At 71.0% G+C, this 24,430-nt stretch carries 26 protein-coding genes; 9 read left to right on the top strand and 17 right to left on the bottom strand.

The features are described 5' to 3' along the window. Positions 1-136 precede the first annotated feature (136 nt). Genes BCF44_RS45095 through BCF44_RS45105 form a run of 3 tightly spaced genes read left to right on the top strand, consistent with a single transcriptional unit; the run spans position 137 to position 2,630 of the window. Positions 137-1,111, top strand: a complete 975-nt coding sequence (locus tag BCF44_RS45095; protein WP_116180689.1) for a 3-oxoacyl-ACP synthase III family protein — start codon at positions 137-139, stop codon at positions 1,109-1,111. A gap of 14 nt (positions 1,112-1,125) precedes the next feature. Next, entirely contained in the window at positions 1,126-1,848 is a 723-nt protein-coding gene (locus BCF44_RS45100) for an SDR family NAD(P)-dependent oxidoreductase (RefSeq protein ID WP_116180690.1), read from the top strand. Then, entirely contained in the window at positions 1,845-2,630 is a 786-nt protein-coding gene (locus BCF44_RS45105; protein WP_379801395.1) for an enoyl-CoA hydratase/isomerase family protein, read from the top strand. The genes BCF44_RS45100 and BCF44_RS45105 overlap by 4 nt, the downstream gene beginning before the upstream one ends. A gap of 4 nt (positions 2,631-2,634) precedes the next feature. Here the strand turns inward: BCF44_RS45105 and BCF44_RS45110 are convergent, their stop codons facing one another. Further along, entirely contained in the window at positions 2,635-2,961 is a 327-nt protein-coding gene (locus BCF44_RS45110) for an ArsR/SmtB family transcription factor (protein WP_246016189.1), read from the bottom strand. A 97-nt stretch (positions 2,962-3,058) separates the two neighbouring features. On the opposite strand from BCF44_RS45110, the gene BCF44_RS45115 reads away from it, so the two are divergent. Next, complete coding sequence (locus BCF44_RS45115; RefSeq protein WP_170218087.1) at positions 3,059-4,522, top strand: MFS transporter; 1,464 nt, start codon at positions 3,059-3,061, stop codon at positions 4,520-4,522. Between the two features lie 11 nt (positions 4,523-4,533). Continuing rightward, positions 4,534-5,454 carry a zinc-binding dehydrogenase gene (locus tag BCF44_RS45120; RefSeq protein ID WP_116180692.1) on the top strand — a complete coding sequence of 307 codons (921 nt, stop codon included), beginning with the start codon at positions 4,534-4,536 and terminating at the stop codon, positions 5,452-5,454. Positions 5,455-5,603: 149 nt separating this feature from the next. Here the strand turns inward: BCF44_RS45120 and BCF44_RS45125 are convergent, their stop codons facing one another. The 5 genes from BCF44_RS45125 to BCF44_RS45145 are packed head-to-tail and all read right to left on the bottom strand — an operon-like array spanning position 5,604 to position 11,508. Further along, positions 5,604-6,419: a hypothetical protein gene (locus BCF44_RS45125; RefSeq protein WP_116180693.1), complete on the bottom strand. Its 816-nt coding sequence runs from the start codon at positions 6,417-6,419 to the stop codon at positions 5,604-5,606. Beyond that, positions 6,416-8,455, bottom strand: a complete 2,040-nt coding sequence (locus tag BCF44_RS45130) for an alpha-galactosidase (protein WP_116180694.1) — start codon at positions 8,453-8,455, stop codon at positions 6,416-6,418. Before BCF44_RS45130 ends, BCF44_RS45125 begins: the two co-directional genes overlap by 4 nt. Further along, positions 8,452-9,297, bottom strand: coding sequence for a carbohydrate ABC transporter permease (locus BCF44_RS45135; RefSeq protein ID WP_116180695.1), 846 nt, complete (start codon positions 9,295-9,297; stop codon positions 8,452-8,454). Before BCF44_RS45135 ends, BCF44_RS45130 begins: the two co-directional genes overlap by 4 nt. After that, complete coding sequence (locus BCF44_RS45140) at positions 9,294-10,223, bottom strand: carbohydrate ABC transporter permease (RefSeq protein ID WP_116180696.1); 930 nt, start codon at positions 10,221-10,223, stop codon at positions 9,294-9,296. The genes BCF44_RS45135 and BCF44_RS45140 overlap by 4 nt, the downstream gene beginning before the upstream one ends. A gap of 1 nt (position 10,224) precedes the next feature. Beyond that, complete coding sequence (locus tag BCF44_RS45145) at positions 10,225-11,508, bottom strand: ABC transporter substrate-binding protein (RefSeq protein ID WP_116180697.1); 1,284 nt, start codon at positions 11,506-11,508, stop codon at positions 10,225-10,227. Between the two features lie 141 nt (positions 11,509-11,649). Here BCF44_RS45145 and BCF44_RS45150 point away from each other — a divergent pair, with 141 nt between their 5' ends. Then, entirely contained in the window at positions 11,650-12,348 is a 699-nt protein-coding gene (locus tag BCF44_RS45150) for a FadR/GntR family transcriptional regulator (RefSeq protein WP_211353545.1), read from the top strand. 20 nt (positions 12,349-12,368) lie between these two features. Here BCF44_RS45150 and BCF44_RS45155 read toward each other — a convergent pair whose 3' ends face one another. Both BCF44_RS45155 and dgoD read right to left on the bottom strand, forming a co-directional pair. Then, positions 12,369-12,986, bottom strand: a complete 618-nt coding sequence (locus tag BCF44_RS45155; protein WP_116180699.1) for a bifunctional 4-hydroxy-2-oxoglutarate aldolase/2-dehydro-3-deoxy-phosphogluconate aldolase — start codon at positions 12,984-12,986, stop codon at positions 12,369-12,371. Then, positions 12,980-14,128 (bottom strand): galactonate dehydratase, encoded by a 1,149-nt coding sequence (gene dgoD, locus BCF44_RS45160; protein WP_116180700.1) that lies wholly within the window; start codon positions 14,126-14,128, stop codon positions 12,980-12,982. The genes BCF44_RS45155 and dgoD overlap by 7 nt, the downstream gene beginning before the upstream one ends. 95 nt (positions 14,129-14,223) lie before the next feature. Here dgoD and BCF44_RS45165 point away from each other — a divergent pair, with 95 nt between their 5' ends. Continuing rightward, positions 14,224-14,844 (top strand): cyclase family protein, encoded by a 621-nt coding sequence (locus BCF44_RS45165; protein ID WP_170218097.1) that lies wholly within the window; start codon positions 14,224-14,226, stop codon positions 14,842-14,844. Here BCF44_RS45165 and BCF44_RS45170 read toward each other — a convergent pair whose 3' ends face one another. The 3 genes from BCF44_RS45170 to BCF44_RS45180 all read right to left on the bottom strand — a co-directional run bounded on the left by BCF44_RS45170 (position 14,845) and on the right by BCF44_RS45180 (position 18,800). Then, positions 14,845-15,537, bottom strand: a complete 693-nt coding sequence (locus BCF44_RS45170) for an SDR family NAD(P)-dependent oxidoreductase (RefSeq protein ID WP_116180702.1) — start codon at positions 15,535-15,537, stop codon at positions 14,845-14,847. Between the two features lie 9 nt (positions 15,538-15,546). Further along, on the bottom strand, positions 15,547-17,664 hold the full coding sequence (locus tag BCF44_RS45175) for a DUF8189 domain-containing protein (protein WP_116180703.1): 2,118 nt from the start codon (positions 17,662-17,664) through the stop codon (positions 15,547-15,549). Positions 17,665-17,816: 152 nt separating this feature from the next. Continuing rightward, complete coding sequence (locus BCF44_RS45180; RefSeq protein WP_116180704.1) at positions 17,817-18,800, bottom strand: helix-turn-helix domain-containing protein; 984 nt, start codon at positions 18,798-18,800, stop codon at positions 17,817-17,819. A 227-nt stretch (positions 18,801-19,027) separates the two neighbouring features. Between BCF44_RS45180 and BCF44_RS45185 the strand changes: the two genes are divergently transcribed. Further along, entirely contained in the window at positions 19,028-19,591 is a 564-nt protein-coding gene (locus BCF44_RS45185) for a hypothetical protein (RefSeq protein ID WP_246016190.1), read from the top strand. Between the two features lie 5 nt (positions 19,592-19,596). Here the strand turns inward: BCF44_RS45185 and BCF44_RS45190 are convergent, their stop codons facing one another. After that, complete coding sequence (locus BCF44_RS45190; RefSeq protein WP_116180706.1) at positions 19,597-20,346, bottom strand: maleylpyruvate isomerase family mycothiol-dependent enzyme; 750 nt, start codon at positions 20,344-20,346, stop codon at positions 19,597-19,599. An 81-nt stretch (positions 20,347-20,427) separates the two neighbouring features. On the opposite strand from BCF44_RS45190, the gene BCF44_RS45195 reads away from it, so the two are divergent. Further along, positions 20,428-20,874, top strand: a complete 447-nt coding sequence (locus BCF44_RS45195) for a hypothetical protein (RefSeq protein WP_116180707.1) — start codon at positions 20,428-20,430, stop codon at positions 20,872-20,874. On the opposite strand, the gene BCF44_RS57040 is transcribed toward BCF44_RS45195, so the two are convergent. The 5 genes from BCF44_RS57040 to BCF44_RS45215 all read right to left on the bottom strand — a co-directional run bounded on the left by BCF44_RS57040 (position 20,849) and on the right by BCF44_RS45215 (position 24,385). Beyond that, positions 20,849-21,208 carry a PASTA domain-containing protein gene (locus BCF44_RS57040; RefSeq protein ID WP_211353528.1) on the bottom strand — a complete coding sequence of 120 codons (360 nt, stop codon included), beginning with the start codon at positions 21,206-21,208 and terminating at the stop codon, positions 20,849-20,851. The two genes, BCF44_RS45195 and BCF44_RS57040, sit on opposite strands and share 26 nt — an antisense overlap. Positions 21,209-21,293: 85 nt before the next feature. Beyond that, positions 21,294-22,376, bottom strand: a complete 1,083-nt coding sequence (locus tag BCF44_RS45205) for a hypothetical protein (RefSeq protein WP_116180708.1) — start codon at positions 22,374-22,376, stop codon at positions 21,294-21,296. After that, the gene (locus BCF44_RS45210) at positions 22,369-22,899 is read right to left on the bottom strand and encodes an RNA polymerase sigma factor (RefSeq protein ID WP_170218098.1); all 531 of its coding nucleotides are present in this window, start codon (positions 22,897-22,899) and stop codon (positions 22,369-22,371) included. Before BCF44_RS45210 ends, BCF44_RS45205 begins: the two co-directional genes overlap by 8 nt. Next, positions 22,896-23,036 (bottom strand): hypothetical protein, encoded by a 141-nt coding sequence (locus BCF44_RS56130; RefSeq protein WP_170218099.1) that lies wholly within the window; start codon positions 23,034-23,036, stop codon positions 22,896-22,898. Before BCF44_RS56130 ends, BCF44_RS45210 begins: the two co-directional genes overlap by 4 nt. An 83-nt stretch (positions 23,037-23,119) precedes the next feature. Further along, entirely contained in the window at positions 23,120-24,385 is a 1,266-nt protein-coding gene (locus tag BCF44_RS45215; protein WP_116180791.1) for a cytochrome P450, read from the bottom strand. Between the last annotated feature and the right edge of the window lie 45 nt (positions 24,386-24,430).

Consider the following 24,430-nt stretch of genomic DNA (forward strand, 5'->3'; position numbering starts at 1 on the left):
CCCACGACGGTAAGCACTTCCACGATGTCCCCGGCTACAGAACGACTTGAGCGATCTCATCAATCGGACTTCGAGTCGGGTTCGAGGCGAGCCGGGCAGCGTTCGGCCTGGCCTGGGGGGTCCTTGAGGAGGCAACATGCCCGTCGGAATTCTCAACACCGGAAGCTATGTGCCCGACCACGTCGTCGGCAACGCCGAGGTGGCGCGGTGGAGCGGCGCCACCGAGGACTGGATCCGTGACCGTACCGGCGTTTTCGAGCGCCGTTACGCCGACGTCGGCACGCCGACCTCCGAGTTGGCCCACCGCGCCGTCGACGACATGCTCTCGCGCGACCCCGGGGCGTTGGCCGGCGTCGGCGCGATCGTGCTCGCGACGTCCACTCCGGACCAACCGCAGCCGGCCACCGCCGCCGTCCTGCACGGCCGGCTCGGCCTGCCGCCGATGCCGGCGTTCGACGTCAACTCGGTGTGCGCCGGGTTCCTCTACGCGCTCGTGGTCGGCTCCCAGCTGGTCACCGACGACCGCGGGGTCCTCGTGGTCGGCGCGGACATCTACTCGACGATCATGGACCGTGGCGACCGCCGGACGGTGACGCTGTTCGGGGACGGGGCCGGCGCCGTGGTGCTGGGCCAGGTTCCCGAGGGCCACGGCCTGCACGCGCACCGGCTGGTCACCCACGGCGAGCACCGCGGCCTGGTGGAGGTCGCCGCCGGCGGCACCCGCATGGCGCTGGACGAGCCGGCGCGGGAGAAGGGCGAGCACCTGTTCCGGATGCAGGGCAGAGCCGTGCGGGAGTACGCCATGGCCACCCTGCCCGGCCTCGTCGTGGAGACGCTCGACGAGGCCGGGCTGCTGTTGTCCGATGTGGACAGACTGGTGCTGCACCAGGCCAATCCCCGGATGCTGGCCGACCTCGCCCACGAACTGGGTGTGCGCATGGACCGCGTGGTGCTGTCCGCGCCCCGTTTCGGCAACACCGGCGCCGCGTCCATCCCGATCACGCTGCGCACCGCCGAGCGGCAGCGGCCGTTCGTGCGCGGCGAGCGGATCCTGTTCGCGGCTGTGGGTGGCGGCATGAGCGCCGGCGCGGCCGTGCTCACCTGGTACTGAGGAGAGTAGGAGCGATGCTGCTCAAGGGAAAGGTCGCCGTGGTCACCGGCGGCACCAGAGGCCTGGGACGGGCGATCGCCGAGGCCTACGCGATCGAGGGCGCGACCGTGGTGTGCGCGTCGCGTCGGCCCGGCCCGGCCGACGTCGACCTGATGGAGTTCGATCAGGTCGACGTCGCCGACCCGGACTCGGCGCAGCGGCTGATGGACCGGACCGTGGACCGGCACGGCCGGCTGGACGTGGTGGTCGCCAACGCGGGCGTCAACCACGACGGCAAGGTGCACCGGCTGCCGGTGGACCGGTGGAACGAGATGGTCGGGGTCAACCTGAGCGGCGTCTTCCACTGCACCCGGGCCGCCGTCGGACACATGGAGCGCCAGGGCGGCGGCCGCATCGTGAACGTGTCGTCGAGCATGGCGACCCGGGTCGCCATCGGGGCGGCCGGCTACTGCGCGACCAAGGCCGCCGTCGAGATGTTCACCAAGGTCTCGGCGATCGAGTTGGGGCGCAAGGGAATTCTGGTCAACTGTCTCGCGCCGGGCATCCTCGACGAGGGCATGGGGCGGGAGCTGACCGGGAACGACAAGGTGTGGGCGGCCTACCGGTCCCGGTTCGCGCTCGGCCGGCCGGGCTCGGCGGCCGAGGCCGCGCAGGCCGCGGTCTTTCTCGCCGCCGAGGCGAGTTCCTACGTCAACGGGCACGTGCTGGAAGTGAACGGAGGCCTGCTGTGGGCGTGACGACCACGCCGCTGGTGCGGCTGCTGGTGGACGGCGGGATCGGCACCATCATGGTCGACCGGCCGCCGGTGAACGCCCTGTCCGTCGCGGCGCAGGCCGATCTGCGGGCGGTGGCGACGCAGGCCGCCGAGCGCGACGACGTCCGCGCCGTGGTCGTCACCGGCGGGCGGCGGATCTTCTCGGCTGGCGCGGACATCCGTGAGATGGCGGAGATGTCGCACGCGGAGATGGCCGACCACGCGCCCCGCCTGCAGGCCGCCTTCGACGCCGTGGCCCGGATTCCCAAGCCGGTGGTGGCCGCGGTGAACGGCTACGCGCTCGGCGGCGGATGTGAGCTCGCGCTGGCCGCCGACCGCCGGATCTGCACCCCGCAGGCCCGGCTGGGCCTGCCGGAGATCCTGCTCGGGGTGATCCCGGGCGCCGGCGGCACCCAGCGGCTGACCCGGCTGGTCGGGCCGGCGAAGGCCAAGGACCTGCTGTTCACCGGGCGCCAGCTGGACGCGGTGGAGGCGCTGGAGATCGGACTGGTCGACGAGATCGTGGACGAGGCCGATCTGGTGCCGGCGGCGCGGCGGTGGGCCGAGCAGTTCGTGTCGGGGCCGGCAGCGGCGCTGCGGGCGGCCAAGGCCGCCGTGGACGTCGGGGCCGGCCTGCCGATGGCCGAGGCGCTGGACTGGGAGACGTCGCTGTTCAGCGACCTGTTCGGCACCGAGGACCGGCTGATCGGCATGCGCAGCTTCGTGACCGACGGCGCCGGCCGGGCGCGGTTCGTCGGCCGGTGACGGGTCAGTCCCGCGGCGCGGGCGCGTTGAGGACGGCCTCCAGCAGGCCGGGGAAGCAGGCGGCCAGGTCGTCCTCACGCAGCCGCACGATGCGGGCGGTGCCCTCGACGCGCTGCGAGATCACGCCGGCGTTGCGCAGGATGCGCAGGTGGTGCGACACGGTCGAGCGGGAGATGGTCAGCCCGGCCTGGTGGGCCGCGTGGTAGCAGGCCGACTCGCCCTGGCCGGCCAGCACCCGGACGAGCGCGAGGCGCACCGGATCGGCCAGCGCGGCGAGTACCGACTCGAGACGCAGCTCCGTCACGGCTGGCTGGGCGACCGCAATGTTCACATGACGAGCATAGCCGAGGCCTGGCCCTGATTCGATGATCGCAGTAATATACGACGAACATCGAATAGTTGACGGATGTCGAACAAGGGGGGGACCTGTGTCCGAGCTGGAACCGCGCCGCTGGTGGATACTGCCGGTGCTGTTGTCGGCGACGTTCATGTACGGCTTCGACGGCAACGCCGTGAACGTCGCCATCCCGTCGCTGCAGCAGGATCTGCACGCCGGCCAGGTCGCCCTCGAACTGGTCGTCGGCGGCTACGCCTTCTCCTACGCGATGGGCCTGGTGACCGGCGGCCGGCTGGGCGACCTGCTGGGCCACCGCCGGATGTTCCTGACCGGCATGGCCGGCTTCACCGTCGCGTCCGTGCTGTGCGGGCTGTCGCAGAACTCGGCCGAGCTGGTCGGCGCCCGCTTCATCCAGGGCCTGACCGCGGCCGTGATGGTGCCGCAGGTGCTCGCGCTGATCACGTCGATCTTCCCGGCCACCGAGCGGCCGAAGGCCCTGTCCTGGTTCGGCGTGGTGATGGGCCTGTGCGGCATCGCCGGCCAGGTGCTGGGCGGCCTGCTGCTCACCGTGCAGCTGTTCGACCTGGGCTGGCGGGTCATCTTCTTCGTGAACCTGCCGATCGGCATCGTGGTGTTCGCGCTGGCCTGGCAGTTGCTGCCGCGCGTCGCCTCGCAGCGCAAGCCCGGCCTCGACCCGGTCGGCGTGGTCGGCATCTCCGGCGCGATCGCGCTGGCCCTGGTGCCGCTGGTGATCGGCCGGGAAGAGGGCTGGCCGGCGTGGACCTTCGTGTCGCTGGGCGCCTCGGTCGTGGTGATGGCGGCCGCGCTGCTGTGGGAACGGCGACTGGCCAACTCCGGCGGCCAGCCGCTGCTGGACCTGGCCCTGTTCCGCATCCGCTCGTTCAACACCGGGCTGGCCATCAACATCGCCTTCATGGCGTTCTTCGCGAGCAGCATGTTCACGCTGAGCCTGTTGCTGCAGACCGGCCTCGGCCTGACGGCGCTGCAGGCCGGCCTCACGTTCGTGCCGCTGGCGGTGCTGGCCATGGCGACGTCGCTGCTGGGACGGCCGCTGGTGGCCAAGTACGGGCTGCGCACGCTGACCTTCGGCAGCCTGATCAACGTGGTCGGCGTGCTGCTGCTGGTGCTGGAGCTGCACACGCTGGGCGGTGCGGTCGGTCCGCTGTGGATGATCCTGCCGCTGGCCGTGATGGGCTTCGGGCAGGGCCTGGTGCTGCCGTCGCTGATCGGCGCCACGCTGTCGGGCATCCGTCCCGAGCAGGCCGGTGTCGCCGCGGGCGCGCTGACGACGACCCAGCAGTTCGCCGGCGCGGCCGGCCTGGCCGCCATCGGCGTGCTGTATTTCGCGACTCTGGGGTCGCGGACCGGGGCGGCGTCCTACGCTTCGGCCACCGAGATCGCGCTGTGGGTCGACCTCGGTGTGGTCGTGGTGATGACGGTTCTGACCCTGCTGCTGCCCAAGGGCCGGCCGGCCGCGCCGGCGCCCGCGCCGGCGGCGAAGGCCGAGGAGCCGGCCGCGGCCGCGAACAACTGAGAAGGGCGACGATGCGCGGTTACGTCACCGATCCCGCCGGCCGGGCCGGTCTGCTGCTGGCCGACGATCTGCCCGAGCCGACGCCGGCGCCCGACGAGTCGGTCGTCGAGGTGCGGGCGTTCGCGATCAACGCCGGTGAGGCGCGGCTGATCCAGATGCGGCCCGACCGCTGGCGGCCGGGGCAGGACGTGGCCGGCGTGGTGGTGCGGGCCGCGGCCGACGGCGGCGGCCCGCCCGTCGGCGCGCGGGTGGCCGCCCGACTGGACTGGGAGGGCTGGGCCGAGCGGGTGCCGGTGCCGACCAGCCGGGCCGCGCGGTTCGACGACCGCGTGTCGTTCGAACAGGCCGCCACACTGCCGGTGGCCGGGCTGACCGCGCTGCGGGCGTTGTGGCAGGGCGGGGCCGTGTTCGGGCGGCGGGTGCTGGTGACGGGCGCGACCGGCGGCGTCGGCCAGTTCGCGGTGCAGCTCGCGGCGCTGGCCGGCGCCCGGGTCACCGCGTGGGTCAGTGGCGCTGATCGGGAGGAGGAGGCGCGCGAACTCGGCGCGCACTCCGTGATCACGTCGTTGGCCGACGGCGACGGCCCGTTCCACCTGGTGCTTGACGGCGTGGGCGGCCCGGGGCTGACCGAGGCCCTGCACCGGACCGCGCCGGACGGCACCGTCGTGCTGTACGGCGGACCCGGCGGCGCGGCCGAGATCCGGCTCGGCGACTTCTACCGGTCGGCGCACAACGGCCGGATCGTCGGCTTCATCAGCGACGCCCCGGAGGACGCGATCGGCGCCGATCTGACCGTGCTCACCGACCTGGTCGCCGAGGGCCGGCTGCGGCCGCGGATCGGGCTGGCGGCGGACTGGCGTGAGACGCCCGCGGCGTTCGAGGCGCTGGCCGAGCGAAAGGTCCGCGGCAAGGCCGTGCTCACGATCGGATAACCGACCCCAACCCCCGCGAGTCGCGCTCTCAGACACACCGAATGTAGGTTTCGGGCAGAAACGAGTCTCGGGTCTCCGTTCTGCACGAAACCGCATTTCGGTGTGCCCCAGAGCGCGACTCGCGGGGGTTCAGCGCGACTCGCGGGGGTTCAGGTGGCGCGGATTACGGTGCGGCAGCGGTCTAGGACGGTTTCGCCGGGGTGGGCGGCGGGGGAGTGGTGTTCGAGTTCGGCGTAGCCGCCGTAGTGGCCGTCGTCCTCGAAGACCTGGATGACGTCGCCGGTCTGCTGGTACGGGCCGTCGCGGTAGTCGCCGCCGGGATGGACGTCGACGTGCCGCTCGATGACGAGGCCGGGCAGGGTGTACCGGAGCAGGCCGGTGGCGACGTCGGAGGTGAGCCCGAACTTGGTCATCTGCTTGCCGGCGAGGTCGATGGCGGCGGTTCCACGGGCGACGGCGAACCGGTGGGGGTCGACGGGGGAGGAAAGGTGGTCGCGGAAGGAGAAGCCGCCGGTGACACCGATCTCCAGCAACCCGCCCAGTGGAACCTGCACGACGCTCCAGGCGTCGACGGGCTGTCCACTTTGGACGTGGAGGACGGTCTCGGTCGCGTACTCGGCGACGTAGCGGGTGTCGGCGTGCACGGTGATGTGCCGCTCGACGACGACGCTGGTGGCGGCGCCGGTGTTGCGGTCCCGCAGCGTGGCGGTGAGCACGAGGTCGACGCCGTCGGCATGCTGGTGCACGACGTCCCAGTTGCCGGGGTCGATCTCGGTGGGAACGAGGTGCTTCGACAGGTCGTCACGGGCGGTGCCGGCCCAGAACCAGTCCCGCTCGGGCCCGAGCCAGAGCCGGTCGCCGCCGAGGTTCCAGCCGGAAGGCTCGGCAGCGACCCAGAAAGCGTCCCGGCCGCGCACCGAGGCCTGGAGGATTCGGCCGGAGGCGGGCGCGAAGGTGATGGTCACGACCGCTCCAGCACGATCACGTCCGCGTCGACGTCCGCCCAGCTGACGGGCAGTCCGGCTGACATCAGGTAGGCCCCGCTGTACGTGCCGTAACGCGCCGACGGTTCCAAACCGGACAGACGCACCCGAGGCTGCCGAGCCGACAGCGCGGGGGAGCCGTCCAAGGCGCCGGTGTTCCACGCCAGCACGACGACCTTGTCGGGACTGGTGTACTGGATGGCGAAAGTCGGATCCGAAGGCGTGCCGATCATGGTCACGGTGGCGGAGTGCAGGAACTCCCGCAGCTCCTTGTACTGCGCGACCAGCAGAGCCGCCTCGGAACGCTGGGAAACGGTCCACGACCGGATGTCCGCGCCGATGCCCAACGCCCCGGCCATGGCCAGCACGAACCGGAACCGCAGGGATCGCGGCCGCGGGTCGAACAGGCCGGGCGCGTCGGTGACCCACGAGCTCATCACGTGCGGGGCATGGGCGTGCAGGAATCCGTACTGAATGGACAGTCGATCCAGCGGACCGGTGTTGTCGCTGGGCCACACGACATCCGTACGGGCAATCGTCGCCAGCTCAACCCGAGCGCCACCGCCGGCGCAGCCCTCGATGGCCACGTTCGGATGGGCGGCCCGCAGGAAGTCCAGGATCCGCAGGTAGTTCCGGGCATGGGCGCCGTCCAGGTCGAGCGACTCCGGCGCACCCGCGCCGGGGCGCCCTCGCTCGGTCGGCGGCCGGTTCATGTCCCACTTCAGGTACCGAATCGGGTAGTCGGTGAGCAGATCGTCCAAAGTGGCCCGTACGAACTCGAACACGTCCTCCCGGCCCAGATCCAGCAGCAGCTGGTTGCGGATCAGGGTCGGCGGCCGGCCGTCGAGGTGGTACACCCAGTCGGGGTGCTCGGCGTACAGCCGGGATTTGGGGCTGATCGCCTCCGGCTCCACCCACAGCCCGAACTCCAGGCCGAGGGATCGGACCTCTTCCACGAAAGCCCCGAAGCCGTGCGGGAACTTCGCCGGATCGGGCGTCCAGTCGCCGAGGCCGCCGGTGTCGTCGTTGCGCCCCACGAACCAGCCGTCGTCGACGACGAAGAGCTCCGCGCCGACCTCCGCCGCGATCTTGGCCAGCTCCAGCTGCCCGTCGGCCTCGACGGCGAACTCCGTTGCCTCCCAAGAGTTGTACAGCACGCGACGGCCGCCGGGGGACAGTTGTCGCTCGTACGAATGCCACACCCGGGCCAGGCCGCCGAGACCCTCGGCGCTGTGCGCGGCGGCCACCTGCGGCGTCTCCAGCGACGCCCCGGGCTCCAGCAGCACCGCCGACTCGTGCGGCTGCCGGCCGATCCGCACCCGGCACGACCCGCTCAGCTCGATGTCGGCGTCGATGTGCCACGATCCGGGCCACGCCAACTGGAAACCCCAGGTGGGACCGTCGTCCGAAGCGTCCTGCACGGCCAGATACGGCGAATACCCATGCCCGGCAACGCCCTGTTGACTGCCGATCGAGAACCGACCCGCCGGCAGCACGACCTGCCGGAGCTGGAACTCCTGCGCCCACCGTCCAATGAGGAAAGACATCCGCGCGGTGTCGACCGGTACGCAGAAGCCGGCGGAGTCGAAGCGCTCCAACCGAATCGGCGCGGAGCCGGTGTTGGTCAGCTCGGTCCACCGCAGCAGGACGTCGGTGCCGTCAACCACCTTGTAGTACAGATCGGTACGCAGGCCGGTCAGGGCGTCTCCGAAGGTCAACCGCAGCGACGTGTCGGTGGCGGACGCCGAGTCGAACTGCCACCACAGTTCCCGCGCTGCCCCAACGGGTCCAGCCACCAGGTCGGCTCCGGCGAACGGCCGCAGCCCGAACGGGGCGTACTCGACGGGCGCGCCGTCGGCCTCGGTCAGATACGGCGTGCGACCGACGTTGGCCAGCGGCGACGGGCCGTCTTCGACGCCGAGAGGCCCCCACGACCGGAGCTCCGCCCAGCGGCGGTGCTCCGGCAGGCCGACGGTGTACGTGGTGGTCGCGAGACGCAGCGTCCACTGCTGGGTCACTTGACCGCCCCCAGCGCGAGCCCGGCCACGAAGTGCCGCTGGAACCGGAGGAAGACGGCGACGGTGGGGATGGCGGCGATCACCGAGCCGGCGGCGATCACGTTCCATTGCGACACATACTGTCCCTGAAGGCCGAGCAGCGCGGAGGTGATGGGCATCTTGGTGTCGGTGCGGATCACCGTGATCGACCACAGCAGGTCGTTGAACACCCAGGTGAACGCCAGCGCGGACAGCGAGGCCAGCGCCGGCCGGGTCAGCGGCAGGATGATCCGCCAGAAGATCTGGAGCGGCGTCGCGCCGTCGATCACCGCCGCCTGCTGGATCTCCGACGGGATGGCCCGCATGAAGCCGTACAGCACGAAGGTGTAGAAGCCCAGGCCGAAGCCGATCTGCACGCCGATCAGCGCGCCGAGCGTGTCGTAGATGCCCAGCATCTCCGCCATCTTCGACACCGGCACCAGCAGGATCTGCGGCGGCAGCAGGTTGCCGGCCAGCATCACCAGCAGCACCGTCCGCCGGAACGGCAGGTCGTAGCGGCTCAGCGCGAACGCCGAGATCGCGCCCAGCGCCAGCGTGATGATCACGGCCGGGATGGTGACCACGAGGCTGTTGACCATCGCCTGGAACTCGCCGCCGTCGATCCACGCCTGCGCGAAGTTGCCCAGCGTGAACGAGTGCGGCAGGCTGCCGACGCCGTTCGCGGCGACGTCGTCGAAGGTGCGCAGGCTGGTGACGACCACCAGCAGGATGGGCAGCAGCCACAGCACGGAGATGCCGCCGGCCACCAGGTGGTAGCCGCCGGTCTTCAACGCCGCCTGAGGTCCTTTGGGGCGGCGGCTCATGCGTCCGCGTCCCGGAACGCACGCACCAGGTACGTGAGGATGACCCCGAAGGCCAGCACGAAGATCACCACGGCCAGCGCCGAGGCGTAGCCCAGGCGCAGCGACTGGAATGCGGTGGAGTACATGTAGGTGCTCAGCAGTTCCGAGGAGTGGTAGGGGCCGCCGCGGGTGAGCGCCCACACGACGTCGAACGAGCGCAGCGAGTCGATGATGATCACCGACAGCACCACGGAGTTGACGCTGCTCAGCTGGGGCAGCGTGATCTTGGTGAACTGCTGCCACCTGGACGCTCCGTCCACAGTGGCCGCTTCGTACAGTGTCGGGTCGATGCCCTTGAGACCGGCCAGGTACAGCACCATGATGTAGCCGATCTGCCGCCACAGCGCCGGCACGATCACCGCGTACAGCGCGGTGTTGGCGTCGGACAGCCAGGAGTGCTGCCAGCTGTCCAGGCCCAGCGCGCCGAGAATCGTGTTGACCAGGCCGTCCGGCTGGTAGATCGCCTGCCAGATCAGCGCGGTGGCCACCAGCGAGAACACCACCGGCGTGAACAGCGCGGCCCGGTAGAAGCCCACGCCCCGGCGGTCCTTGAGCAGCAGCAGCGCCATGCCCAGGCCGCCCAGCGCGGACAGGCCGCCGAACAGCACCAGCCACAGCACGGTGTCCAGGAACGCCCGGCCGAAGGTGGGGTCGGAGAACAGCTCCGCGTAGTTGCCGAAGCCGACCATCACCGCCGGCGAGACGCCGTCCCAGCTGGTGAACGACAGGTACACGCCCTGGAGCGCGGGCCAGAACACCCACAGCGTCTCGACCAGCAGCGGCACCAGCACGAACGCCAGCAGCGTCGGGGAGAGGGTGCGGCGCCGGCGGCGCGGCCCCGCCGCCGAGGGCGGGGCCACGGCCGGCGCCGTGAGGGTCGCGGTCATGTCAGGAGTTCCAGACCTTCTTCGCGGCGGTCTGCCAGTCGGTGAGGATGGAGTCGATCTGCTCCGGGTGCTGGATGAACCTGATCAGCGCCGCGTCGGCGGTCGGCTGGAGTGCGTCGCTGGAGTCCCGGTTGAAGAACTGGGTCAGGTCGGCCGCCTTGTTCAGCATCTCCTTGCCCTTGGTGATCAGGGCGGTGCCGGCGTCCTTGGCCGCCGGGTTGGCCGGCAGCGAGCTGCCCGAGGACGACTTCAGGTACGCCTCCTGGGCCTCGACCGTGGTCAGGTACTTCAGGAAGTCCAAGGTCTGCTGCGTGCGCTTGGTGTGGGAGCTGGCGAAGAATCCGTCGGTGGGGGCCTCCTCGGCCAGTGGCACCGACGGGTCGACCACCGGGAACCGGAAGAAGCCGATGTCGTCCACGTCCTCCTTGGGCGTGGTGTCGAGCAGGAAGGTGCCGATCAGCATCATGCCGGTGCGGCCCTGGAGCAGGTTGGTGGTGGCGTCCTGGAAGGACAGCGCCGTGCCCTTGGGATCGAAGTGCGGCAGCGCCGTCTTCCACTGGTCGAACACCTTGTGCACCTGCGGGTCGGCGAAGCTGTGCTTGCCGGCCAGCAGCTCCCGGTGGTAGTTCGCGCCGTTGATGCGGATGTTGAGGTAGTCGAACCAGCCCGAGGCCACCCACGGCGTCGAGTTGTCGGCGCCGAGGCCGATCGGGGTGACGCCCTTGGACTTGATCGTCTCGCAGACCTGGAGGAAGTCGGCCCAGCTGGTGGGCTCCTGCACGCCCCACTTGGCGAAGTTGGACTTCCGGTAGAACAGGCCCCAGAAGTAGTAGCTGGTGGGGACGAAGATCTGCTTGCCGCTGTCGGTGCTGAGCTGCTTGAGCGCGTCGCTGTAGCCGGTGGCGCCGTTCCACACGTCGCTCACGTCGAGCAGCAGGCCCTTGTCGGCGTAGGAGCGGGCGACCGAGCCGGCGTACCAGGTCATCACGTCCGGCGGGTTGGACGAGGTGAGGTAGGTCGGCAGCTGGGTCCGGAAGGTCTCGGACGCGACCGTGTTCAGGCTGGCCTGCGAGCCGCCCTTCTTGTTGAAGGCGTCGATCAGCGCCTGCATGGCCGCCTTGGCCGACGGGGCGGAGAGGTTGGACTGCACGGTCACCGGACCGGTGGCCGACCCGCCGCCGGCCGAGCTGCCGGTCGAGGTCACGCAGCCACCGAGCGCGGTGGCCGCGCCTACGGCGCCGAGTCCGGCGAGGAAGTTGCGCCGGGAGAAGCGTGCGGTGGTCATCGGCGGCCCCTGTCGTGCACGTGGGTGGAGGTGACAGTGAGGTTGCAGCGGCGAGGCGTCGGTGTCAAGATATATTACTAAATTAGTATCTGCGGTCGCCGCGCGCTAAGGTATGCCCTCAGCGCGAGGGGTGGAGGGATGTTGGCCGGTTACCAGCTCAGGGGCGTGCACGGGCAGACCGTGGAGGCGCTCGCGCGGCGGATCCTGTCCGGGGAGATCCCCGAGGGGGCGACGCTGGACCTGCTCGCGCTGCGCGAGGAGCTGGACGTCAGCCTCACGGCGCTGCGCGAGGCGCTGAAGGTGTTGTCCGCCAAGGGCATCATCGACGCCCGGCAGAAACGCGGCACCTTCGTGCAGCCCCGCAGCACCTGGAACATGCTCGACGGCGACGTGCTGCGCTGGCGCTCGGCCGGGCCGCCCGACCCCGACCTGCTGGAGCACCTCGCCGAGGTCCGGTCGATCGTGGAGCCGGCCGCGGCCAAGCTCGCCGCGCAGCGGGCCACCGACACCGACCTGGCCGACATGGACGACGCGCTGACCCGGATGGCCGGCGCCGCCGGCAAGCCCGGCGAGCTCGTCGACGCCGACCTCGACTTCCACCGGGCCCTGCTCGGCGCCACCCACAACCAGCTGGTGGTGCAGATGGAGCGGGTCATCGCGAGCGGGCTGGCGATGCGGGACCAGGTCGTGCACAACGCCGATCCCGCCGACGATCCGGTGCCCAGCCACCGCAAGGTGCTGGAGGCCATCCGGGCCGGCGACGCCGAGGCGGCCGAGCAGGCCATGCGGGCGCTCGTGGACAAGGCCAGCGAGGACCTGCGGCGGATCTCCGGGCACTGATTGCCGGGGATCTCGGGCCGCTACGACGACGCCAGCTTGACGAAGCGGGCGGCCCGCTCGGCCAGGGCGGACAGGTCGCCGCCGGACGCGGCGTCGCCGACCAGCGGGGAGCCGACGCCGACCGCGATGGCGCCGGCGGCCAGGTACGCCTCGGCCTCGGCGAGGCCGACCCCGCCGACGGGCACGAACGGCACGTCCGGAAAGGGTTGGCGCAGGGCGGAAAGGTAGGCGGGGCCGCCGATCGAGGCCGGAAACAGCTTCACGGCCTCGACGCCCAGGGACAGCGCCGTCTCGATCTCGGTGGGTGTCAGGGCGCCGGCCAGCAGCGGCAGGCCGGCCTCGACGCAGGCGGCCGCCGAAGCGGAAAGCGCAGGGCTGACGGCGAAGGTCGCGCCGGCGGCGATGGCGGCGGAGGCCTGCGCGGCGGTGCGCACGGTGCCGGCGCCGAGCCAGCAGCCGTCGGGCGCCTCGACCGACGAGATGGCCTCCAACGCCCCAGGGCCGGTGAGCGACACCTCGACCAACCGCACGCCGGAGTCGAACAGCACCCGCACGGCGTCACGCGTCTTCTCGACGCCGTCGCCGCGGATGATGCCGACGAGGCGAGTCGTCCGCAGGATGTTCCCGAAAGTCACCACTCCGCCAGGCTCCCGTCCTCGTGCCGCCACACCGGCGACCGCCACGCGTGCCCGGCCTCGGCGGCCCGCCGCACGGCGTCCTCGTCGATCTCGATGCCCAGCCCGGGCCCGGTGGGCCGGGCCATCTGCCCGTCCACGAAGGCGAACGGGCCGGTGTCGGCAAGATACCCGGTGAGCTCGTTGCCGGCGTTGTAGTGCAGGTTCAGACTCTGTTCCTGGATCAGGAAGTTCGGCGTCGCGAACGCCACCTGCACGCTGGCGGCCAGCGAGATCGGCCCGAGCGGGCAGTGCGGGGCGAGGCTGGCGCCGTAGATCTCGGCCAGCGACGCGATGCGGCGCAGCTCCGAGATGCCGCCGGCGTGCGAGGGATCGGGCTGTGCGACGGCGATGCCGGCGTCGAGCGCGGGCTTGAAGTCCCAGCGGGAGTAGAGGCGCTCGCCGGTCGCGATCGGCACGGGCGAGGAGTCCACAACGGACCTGAGCACGTCGACCGGTAACTCTGGCAGGATCGGCTCCTCGACGAACAGCGGCCGCACCTCCTCGAGCAGCGGCAGCAGCCGGCGGGCCATGGCGGGGGAGACGCGGCCGTGGAAGTCGATGGCCAGCCCGCGCTCGGGGCCGAGCACCTCGCGGGCCTCGCGTGCGCGTTCGACGACGCCGTCGACGTCGGCGGGGGTGGCGATGGCGTCGATCGGGCCGCAGGCGTTCATCTTCACGGCGGTGAAGCCCCGGTCCACCTGGGTCTGCACCGCCTCGCGAATCCCGTGTGGACGGTCGCCGCCGACCCAGGAGTAGACCCGGATCCGGTCGCGGACGGGACCGCCGAGCAGCTCGTGCACGGGCACCCCACGCACCTTGCCAGCGATGTCCCACAGCGCCTGGTCGTAGCCGGCGAGCGCGCTGGAGAGCACCGGGCCGCCACGGTAGAAACCGCTGCGCCGCAGCACCTGCCAGTGCTCCTCGATGCGCAGCGGGTCCTGCCCGCGCACCAGGTCGGCCAGCTCGTGCACGGCGGCCTGCACGGTCTCCGCGCGGCCCTCCACCACCGGCTCGCCCCAGCCGACGACGCCCTCGTCCGTGCTGACCCGCAGGAACAGCCAGCGCGGCGGCACCAGGAACGTCTCGATGTCAGTGATCTTCACAGGCCCGCCTCACGGTTCGTCCGCCGATCATCACCGAGGGTACAACAAAACATTAATTATGGATACTTGTTGACAGGTCTCCTACGATGGCCTCCGTGTTGATCGACGTCACGCTGGCCATCCGGCCGGACATGCCGCACTGGCCCGGAAGCACGTCCCCGGTGTGCGAGTGGGAGACCCGCCTCGACCGCGGCGAGGAGTCCGACGCCAGCAAGTGGACGCTGTCCGCGCACCAGGGCACGCACGTGGACGCCCCGTCGCACTTCATCCCGGGCGCCGCCGGCATCGAGGACATCCCGCTGGACGTGCTGTGCGGACCGGTCCACGTCCTCGGCATCCCCGACGACAGCCCGATCCGCGCCGACCACGTCGCCGAGATCCCGGCCGGGGTGGAACGGGTTCTCTTCCGCACCACCAACTCCACCGCCGGCCGGCTGTTCCGGGAGTTCGACCCCGGCTACGTCGCGGTGAGCGCGCAGGCGGCAGAAGCGTTGGTGGCCAGGGGAATCCGGCTCGTCGGCATCGACTACCTGTCCGTCGAATGCTTCGGCGCCAACGATTTCCCCGCCCACCACACGCTGCTCGGCGCCGGCGTCCCGATCATCGAGGGCCTCGACCTCGCCGCCGCCCCGCCGGGGCCCTACGAGCTCACCTGCCTCCCGATCCGGCTCACCGACGCCGAAGCCGCACCGGCCCGCGTGGTGCTGACCCGCTGACTACGCCGAGTCCTTCTGCACCATCCAGCCGCCGTCGACCAGGATGTCCGCGCCGGTGACGAAAGACGCCCCCGGCGACAGCAGGAACGCGATCACCGACGCCACCTCGGCGGGGTCGCCGAGCCGGCGCAGCGGGGTGGATTCCTGGCTGCGCAAGCGGTCCTCTTCGGACACTCGGTCCCACGCGGCGGTCAAGATCGGCCCCGGCAGCACCGTGTTCACCCGCACCTCCGGCGCGTACTCCACGGCCAGCTGCCGGCCCAGCGACACCAGTGCGCCCTTGGTCGCCGCGTACGCCGGATGCCCCGGCAAACCGGCCCGCGCGTGCACCGACGACACCAGCACGATCGCTCCGCTTCGCGCGCGCAGCAAGGGAAGGAACCGGTGCGCGGCAAGGTAGGCGGCGGTCAGGTTGACGTCGATCTGGCGCGACCACTCGGCCGGTGACTGCTCGTGCAGCGGCTTCACGACGACGGTGAAGGCGTTGCTCACCAACGCGTCCACCTGCCCGCCGGCGGCCTCGGACACCTCGTCCCAGGTCGCCGGCGCGCTGACGTCGCCGCGGACGGCCACCTCGGGGCCCTCGGCGATGTCCACGCCGATGACCCGGTAGCCGTCCGCGGTGAGCCGCCGGGCGGTGGCCGCGCCGATGCCCGACGCGGCCCCCGTCACAACAGCGGTTCGATCAGACAAAGCAGCTCCTCACAGCACGGTCTGGTGCACGTGGCCGTCCACGCCCCGGGAGGCCACCCACGCCGAGCCTCCTCCGCCGGCCGCGACACCGAGGGTGCCGACGATGGCGTTGCTGGCGTACTCGCCGCGGGGGAACCATCCTCCCCAAGCACCGTCGGTGAAGTTGCGCTGCCACAGCGTGTAGTCACTGGCTCGGGCGAACATGTACAGCCGCCCGGAGGTCGCCAGCAGCGTCGGGGCGGTGCTGATCACACCGCCCAGACCGGTCCAGCCGGTGTTCTGCTCCCACAGCCAGGCGCTGTCGTCGAAGGCCCGCACCACGATGTGCGTGCCGTTGGCGTCGGCGACGGCACTGGGGCGGCCGTAGATAGGCTTGTCGCTGGGGCTCCCCAGCGACGTCCACGTGCCGTAGCCGCCGTTGTCGCGCTGCCACACCTTGCCGTCCGCACCCCGGGCCACCAGCGTCCACTGCGTGGGCGAGGTGAAGGCGACGGTGGGAGAGTCGGTCAGGTTGCCGCCGAGCCGCACCCAGCCGCCCCAGTGGCCGTTCTGGAACGTCCGCTGGTACGCCGCGTTGTCGGTGCCGCGCACGAAGACGTCGACCCGGTCGGCGCCGGACGCGTAGGCCGCCGGCTGGCCGACGATCTCGTTGTGCGTGGGGCCGCCGAGCAGGGCCCACTTGCCGCTGCCGACGGTGCTCTCCGCCAGCTGACCGGACGCGTCCCGTACGAACGTGTACGCGTGCGTGTCGTCGAACCGCACCAGCGCCGGGCTGTCGCTCGCGTTGCCGCCGAGGTCGTTGCCGGGCGTCAGGTCCGTGCCCTGGAGCTTCAGCATCACGGTGCCGTGCGCCGGAACCGTGGCGGTGTACGAGCCGGTGGTGGTGCCCTCGTCGGCGCGGGCCCGCAGGTCACGCACCTTGACGTTGCCGGTCAGCCCCGCCTTGGCGAAGTCGACGGTCATCGAGGAGTCGGCGTCGCTGCGGTTCAGCAGCACGACCGCCCGGTTCCCCTTGCCCGACAACACCTTGCTGTAGACGTTGCCGCCGCCGGAGTCCTCGACCCGGACGCCCTGGATGTCCAGCGGGTCCTGGTCGACGGCGAGGATCTCCGGGTTCTTCAGCGTGTCGAGCATCGACTGCGGCAGCGTGCGCGGGTCGGAGCCGATGATCAGCGGCGACGCCATCTCCGCCCACATCACGAACTGCGTGGTGGACTCCTCCTCGGTCAGCTCGGTGCCGCCGGTCGGGTAGGGACGCATCGGGATCAGGTAGTCCGGGTCGTTGTAGTGGCCGACGGTCTGCGCCTCGGGGTGCGCCGCGTTGTCGTCGGCGTTGCGCAGGATGTCCGACCACTCGCCGGGCGTCGGGTTGCCGAACGCCACGTCGGTGTCGGTGCGCCAGGACGTCGCCGCGCCGGGGCCCCAGGTGTAGGCGTAGCCGGCCTCGCGGGTCGACGGCCAGTCGGGCACGCCCCACGCGCCGGTGACCGGGTCGCACAGGTTGAGGATCATCTTGCGGCCGGTGTTGGCCACGGCGTCGGAGAACTGCTTGAACACGACCGCCGGGTCCAGCTTCTGGGCCAGGCCGCACAGGAAGTCGATCTTGATGGCGTCGAAGGCCCAGTGCGCGAACTGGTCGGCGTCGCGCTGGTAGTAGCCGCCGCTGCCCAGGCCGCAGTTCTTGCCGTCGTAGGCGCCGGCGTCGGTGTAGATGCCGGCCTTCAGGCCGAGACCGTGGAGGTACTTGGTCAGGTTGTCCATGCCGTGCGGCCAGCGCGCCGGGTCGACGACCAGGTTGCCCTTGCTGTCGCGCGGCGTGTTGTCGGCCTGCCAGCCGCCGTCCAGCCACACGATGTCGTAGCCGGCCTTGGCCAGGCCGCTGGACACCAGGAAGTCGGCCACGGCGTGCACGTTCTGCTCGGTCGGGCGACCCAGGCCGAAGTAGGAGTTCCAGCCCATGTACGGGGTGGGGGACACGACCCCAGAGCCCGGTTGGCCAGGGCCCGGTTGGCCGGCGCTCGGCTGGTCGGCGTCGGCGGTCCCCGTGGCCACCCCCAGCGGGGGGACCGCCAGCGAGCCGATGCCGAGCGCGATCGCGCAGGCGAGCGTGAGTCTGCGTAAGAACATCGATTCCCTCGTTCCTGGCGGCTGCGCTGCTGCCGGGTCGAAGGTTGCCGGTGGGGCACCCACCGTGTCAATATTTATTCGTAATTTACGAGCAGCTGTTACGGACGAAAAAACCCGCCGCCTGGGCGAGGCGACGGGCTCCTTCGGATGACCTAGCGGCTGGGCCAGTCCCAGCGGATGCCGAACACGCCGGGGCCGAAGCCCAGCGCGACCGAGTGCACGCCGCCGGACGGGTCGAGCGTGAGGTTGCGGCGGCGGGACGGGCCCTCCTCGCCGGCCGGCACCGCGTACTGCTGGCAGCGCGCCGGCAGCCGCGAGGAGTCGAACCGCACCTCGATGACGTACTCGCGGACCGGCAGCCGGAACTTGCGGCAGTAGGCGTTGCCGCTGGCCGGGAAGGTCGGGCCGGGGTTGTTGAGCTGGTACTCCATGATGACGGTGTCGCCACGGGCCAGCGTCCGGTCGAAGACCAGCTCGGCGACCATGATGCTGGACTCCTCGTCCACCGCCGTGCGGCCGACCCTGCAGTTGCTCAGGTTGGTCAGCTCCGGGATCACGCCCGGGCCGGACTCGGCGTCGTAGACGAGCACCCAGCGGTCGGCGCCGTCCTGCTCCGCGCGCAGCACCTGGCGCACCCACAGCGAGCGCTGACCGCCGTCGGCGGCCACCTCGATGCGGTCGTGCTGGCTGAGCCGGCCCAGTCGGCAGTCGGAGCTGGTGTCGACCCGGGACAGCAGCGAGGCCAGCCGCTCCCGCCGGGACCACAGCGCGTCGATCGGCAGCACGCGGGTGGGCCGGCTGCGGCGGCCGCGTGGCCGGGGCGGGCCGAGCAGCGCCGTGAGCGAGCTCGGCGGCACGCCGAGCACGGCTTCGAGGTGGCGCAGGGCCTCAAGGGACTCCGGCCGCTCGGGGCGTCTGCGGCCGGACTGCCAGTAGCTGAGCGTGGCGACGCTGATGGTGATGCCGCGCAGCCCCAACCGGTGCTGGATGCGGTCCAGGCTCAACCGGCTGGTCTTGATCGCGGCGCGCAAGGCGTCCGGAAACGGACCGGTGGCCAGCAGGCCGACCAGTTCGTCCCGGTCGGCTGGCACGGTGTCGACGAACGACAGGTCCGGATGACCAGCAGCGATCGTCATAGTGACTCCTCGCTGTCAACTTGTCACGCAGCAGTGACACTACTGGGTGAGCACGTGACCGTGGCACCTCTGAACGGAGGCTGTGTGTACTCCTAATGGCGTAAAGTATTACGTGGAGTCGCCAGGTGTCCAGCTGTAACCGGTTCGACGGTCCCGCGTACGGGTTGGTTCACCTTAGTGTCGGACCGCGGGCAAGCCCCCTTTCGGCCGCCCCGTAGGCTGATGCCGTGACCACCCCGAGACCCGCGGGCGACCGCGTGTTCGCCGACGTGGCCACCGCAGTGCTGGGGCCCGGCGACCACCGGTTCGCCGATCTCCTCGACGTGCTGGACCGAATGCCGGCCGGGCCGGTGGATGTGGTGCACGCCAACGACGACCTGCTGCCGCGGCTGGCCCACGAGAACGGGCTGGACGCCGCGCTGTCGGCGGCGCGGCTGGCGCTGCGTCCCGGCGGCCTGTTCATCGCCGCTGTGCCGGAACTGGAGAAGCTGCGCCGGTTGCGGCCGACCGCCCCGCCGCCGCGCGTGTCCGGGCGTGGCGACCAGCGCCAGGTCACCGTGCAGTTGTGGGACTGGGCCGAGGACGGCCAGTCCTACGGCCTGGAGGTGCTGCAGCTGGCCCGCTCCGGCAGCCAGTGGGAGCTGATCCGGGCCGTGTCCACCCGGCACCAGGTGATCACCGGCGCGCAGGTCACGGCCGGGCTCACCGCCGCCGGCTTCGCCGCCGTGCAGCGGCTGATCCCCAAGGAGAGCGGCCACCCGCTGCCGCTCTGGGTGGCCGTCGCCCCTTAGGACTTTCAGCCGAAGGTCACGTGCTTCGACCAGAACGCCAGCAGATCCGCGTCGCCGGTCACGCCGTGCGGCTCCCGCCGGCGGTAGATGATCAGCAGCAGCTCCGTCAGCGGAGCTTCGACCGTGACCGCCGCCGGCTCGTCGCCGCGCAGGTTCACGATGGCGTCGCCGGTGAGGTCCACGTGCCAGGCGGCGTCGATGTCGGTGGCACGGAAGGACAACGCCCGCCCCGGGCCGAGCAGGTCACGCTTGGCCGGGTTGAACTCGAAGTGCTGGGGCAGCGCGTCCAGTTCCATCCACTCGTCGATGGCGTCGACTGCGACATCCGGATCCGCGGCGTACTCGCGTCCGGCCGCCAGCATCGCGTCCGCTCGATGGATCAGGGTTTCGTGCACCATGCGGCGGGCGAAGAAGCCGACCGGCATAGGGGCGAGCGGCGTCCACACCGTGACGTCCGGTCCCGCCTCGGCGATCGTCGCCGACAGTCGCTTCGCCCCGTCCAGCAGCCACTTGGTCGGCGGTTCGCCCGAATCGTCGCCGTTCACGTCCCGGGACGGGTCGGGCACCGGCTCCTGGGCGCGGGTGCGGACGACCTCCTCGATCCAGGCGTGCGCGCCGCCGAGGTGGCGGAGCAGACCGCCCAGGCTCCAGTCGGGGCAGGACGGCACCCGCGCGGTCAGGTCCGCGCCGGCCAGGCCGTCGGCGAGCAGTTCGGTCTGGGTGACGATCTCGGCGCAGTGGCGCTCGAAGTCCATCGGTGCTGTCTCCTCAGGTAGGCGTCGGTCACCCTACGGTCGGAATCGCTTGCCGGTCCTCGACATCTAGGATGCCGATCCATGTGGGGGGCGATTGGCGGCGGGGTCGACCTGGCCGGTGTCGTGATCTTGGTCGTGATATGGATCCGGATGGCGAACGCCTATCAGCGGGCCGGCGTCCGGTTCCTCGCCATGTCGGCGCTGGTCGGCTTGCCGTCGGCGGTTCGCAAGCGGCTGATGAGCGCGATCCGGCATGGCGACGTCGTGCCGGCCGAGCTCCAGGACGTCGCTCTGCGGTGGGCACATCAGGAGGTGCTGCGCAGGGGCGTGTGCTGGTCCTCGATCGTGGGCATGGTGATGATGGTCAGCGGGCTGCCGACCTTGTTCGCGAGCACCGAACGGCTGTCAGCGGTCGCATTCTGGTTGGACCTCGTGGTGTTGTGCGGGATGGTCCTGGCCTTCGTCTACGTGTGGCGAGACCAGTTGGCCGCCGCGCGGCTGCTCAGGGGCAGCTCTCGGCCAGCTTGACCACGCCGAAGTCGATCTTCACCCCGGGCTGGATCTGCGAGCCGGCGGCGATGTTCTGGCTGCACACCTTCCAGTCCCGGTCCAGGATCTGGTGCCGGCCCTTGCCGCTCACGTCGTGCGAGCTGGTGAAGAAGATCTCGTAGCCGGTCAGCTTCTGGATCGCGTCCTGCGCGTCCTGAAGCCCCGCGCCGACCTCGTTCGGCATCGCCCAGTGGTGGATCTGGATCACCGGCGACGTCGTCGTGGCGCCGGGTGCCGGCGGCGTGTCGAGTTGATTCGGCGCGCAACTGCCGGCGACCGCCGCGAGCGCGATGCCGATGACGACCTTGAGCACGGCTCAACCTCCCCAGGACGAGTGCTCCCTCGATCCTCTCCGTGACCTCCGTTCGGCGGAATACCCGATCGTGTGAACGTCACGCTCAGACCGTATGGCCGAGCCGGATATCGGGATTGGTCACGCGCCACAGGTCGGGTCCGATCTGCTCGGATCGCGCCCGAATCCCGTCGACGAGATCGGAGGGCCATCGGGTGGCGCGGGACCACAGCACGCCGACCAGCGGCACGCCGGAAAGGTTGGCGTCGGACAGATCGGCATCGGTCACGTCGATCAGCGCCCGCTCCAGGATCGGCGTCGCCCGAGCCAACTCGCCGGCATCGGCCGTCTCGATCGCCGCGGCGAAGGCGCTGTCCCGCGACGCCGCGATCGTCGTCAGGCGTGCCCTGCCGACAGCGACCCGGAGGAGCCGGGCCAGCAGTGGTGGCGCGGTCCGGAACAGGTGCTTGATGTGCGGCTCGGCCAAGTTGATCTGGCCACCCGCAAGCGCCCGTCGGATGGCGGCCACGTGAGCCGCGCTGTCGGCGGGAAAGTCACCTGGGCCGCGCCAACCCTGGAGCCGGCCGGCGAACCTGGTCGCGTGGGCGAGGGACTCGCCGAGCGCCGCGGCGACGGCCAGGCCGGGCACCGCGAGGCCGAGTTCGGCGGCGATGGACGTGGCGGCGGTGAACTCGGTGAGGATCCTTTCGGTGGCGTCGGGGTGACGGACGAGGTAGCCACGCAGGCCCGGCCGGAGCTCCCGGGTGAGTCGTTCGCACAGCACCTTGACGGGCTCGAGCGCCGCCTCCCCGTCGAGGGCTCGATCGAGATCGACGACGTCCGCGGCGTGCGTGACTTCCGTCGCGGTGGCCTCCGCCACGACGACGATCCGGAGGTCGGCGAGACCGCCGACCGGGAACCACATGCGGGCCGCCAAACGCCACGGCGCCGGTCGGTGTGCGAAATCCAGGGCGTAGTCGAGCAGGAGGCTCGGACCGGTCGCCGGGCCAGGTCCGACGATCGCGGTCAATCCGGCGTCGAGGTCGAGGACCGTGTCCAAGGCCTCGCCCAGTGTCCGCGCGCGGGACGGCAGGGTGGCGTCGGCGAGTCCCGCGTCGAGGTCCAACACCTCGTCCAGCGCGTCGAGCAGGTTCTGGTCGGCGGACTCCAGCCGATCGTCGTCATTCACCGCTGGGCTCCTTTCCGCTCAACCAGGTGCTCAATGTTCTCCTCGCCCGCAGGAGGTGCTGCCGCACGGCGTCGCCGGTGAGGCCCAACTCCTCGGCGATCTCCGCCGGCTCGTAGCCCGCCAGTTTCCAGGCGATGACCTGACGTTGGCGCGGTGACAGCAGATCCATACCGCGGATCAGGTCGTGGCGGAGTTCCCAGCCGGCCACCTCGTCGCCACGGAGCAGGGGACCGGCCGGCAGCGGATCCACCGGCGATTCCCTGCCGTTGACCCGTAATCGGATGAACTCGCGGCTCGCCACCCGGTGCGCCCACGCTTTGGGGTGTTCGATCGAGTGCCACTGCTGGAACGCCTTGGCCATGGTGTCCTGGGCGATGTCGGCGGCCTCCGGCAGAGTGGCGCCGAGCTTGAGCAGGAAGGCGGCGAGAGGCTTGGTCGTCGCGCGATAGAACCCCGCGAATTCCTCGGCGGTGGTGTCGGGTCCGGCGGAGACCCGGGCCGCCTCGGGATCGTGGCCGGTCACCAGGTGCCCGCCTCCGGCCCGTCGTTGCTGATCTGCACGGTCAGCCGAAACCTGACGGCCCGCCGGCGGCGGACGCGAACCGTCAGCGCCGCCGCGCCCAGCAGGGGCCACACCAGATTCACCCAGAGCTCCGTCATCTCGGCCTCACTGTCGTCGGAACGAGGAACGGGGTTGAGAGGCGCGAAGGGCCGCCCGCGTGACTGCCTGTCACCCGATCGGCCTACCAGGTCACGGGCAGGCTCTTCACGCCGTTCTGGAAATTCGAGCGGAGTCGGACGGGCTCGCCGGCGGGACGGATCTCGCCGAGGCGGTCCAGCACGGCCGTGAAGACGGCGGTCATCTGGGCGCGGGCCAGCTGCGCGCCGAGGCAGAAGTGCGGGCCGTGGCCGAAGGTGAGGTGGTCGTTGGGGGTCCGGCCGACGTCGAACCGGTGCGGATCGGGGAACACGCGCGGGTCGCGGTTGGCGGACGAGAACCACACGACCACCTTGTCGCCGGCGCGAATGTCCACTCCGGACAGTGTGGTGTCGGCGGTGGCGGTGCGGCGGAAGTGCATCACGGGCGTCCACCATCGCAGCATCTCGTCGACGGCGGTGGGCAGCAGGGACCGATCCGCCAGCAGCCGCCGGTACTCCGCGGGATGGGACATCAGGGCGATCAGGCCGCCGGGGATGCCGTTGCGAAGGGTTTCGTTGCCGGCCACCGAAAAAAGCCAGAACAGGTTCTCGAACTCCTCGATCGAAACCCGGCCGCCGTCGTCGTCCACGTGCCGCATGAGGTCGCTCATCACGTCGTCGCCGGGTTCGGCCCGCTTGTGCTCGCCGAGCGCGGTGGCGTACGCGTACAGGTCGGGCATGCCCTGCCGGGTACGGGGATCGGGCATCCGGCCGTCGGGACCGGGCTTGGGACGCACGGCCAGCGCCGCCCGCGCCAGATCGGTGACGCCGGCGGCGTCCACGGTGTCGATCACGGCGTACTCGGGGTCCTGGAAGCCGATCACCCGACTGCTCCAGTCGAACATCAGCCGCCGGTCCCGGTCCGGCACGCCGAACACCTCGGCCAGCGTCAGCAGCGGCAGATCGGCCAGCTGCCTGGCGAGATCCGCGTGACCGTCCGGCTGCACGGCGGCGACCAGGTCGTCGGCCCATTCGGTGATCCGATCGGTCAACCGGGCGACCGCCCGCGGCGTGAACGCCCGCGTCAGCAGCCCGCGCAGCCGCGGATGGTCGGGCGGATCCATGTTGAGCATCATCCGCCGCACGTAACGGAGATCCTCCGGTGTCGCGGGGTCACGGATCTGCGTGCCGCCCAGATTCGACGAGAACAGGCGCGGATTGCGCAGCACCTGGCGCACCTCGGCATGCCGCAGCACGGCCCAGAAGTCCTGCACCCGAACGACCGCGGCCCCCTCGCGGAGGTGGTCGAGCAGGTCGTGCGGCACGGCGCGGACGTAGGTCTCGGGATCGTTGATGACGGCGGCGTCCACGGCCACGACGCTAGCCCGCCGGGCCGGTGGTGGGGAAAGATCCCA

Source organism: Kutzneria buriramensis (assembly GCF_003387475.1).
Lineage (GTDB): Bacteria > Actinomycetota > Actinomycetes > Mycobacteriales > Pseudonocardiaceae > Kutzneria > Kutzneria buriramensis.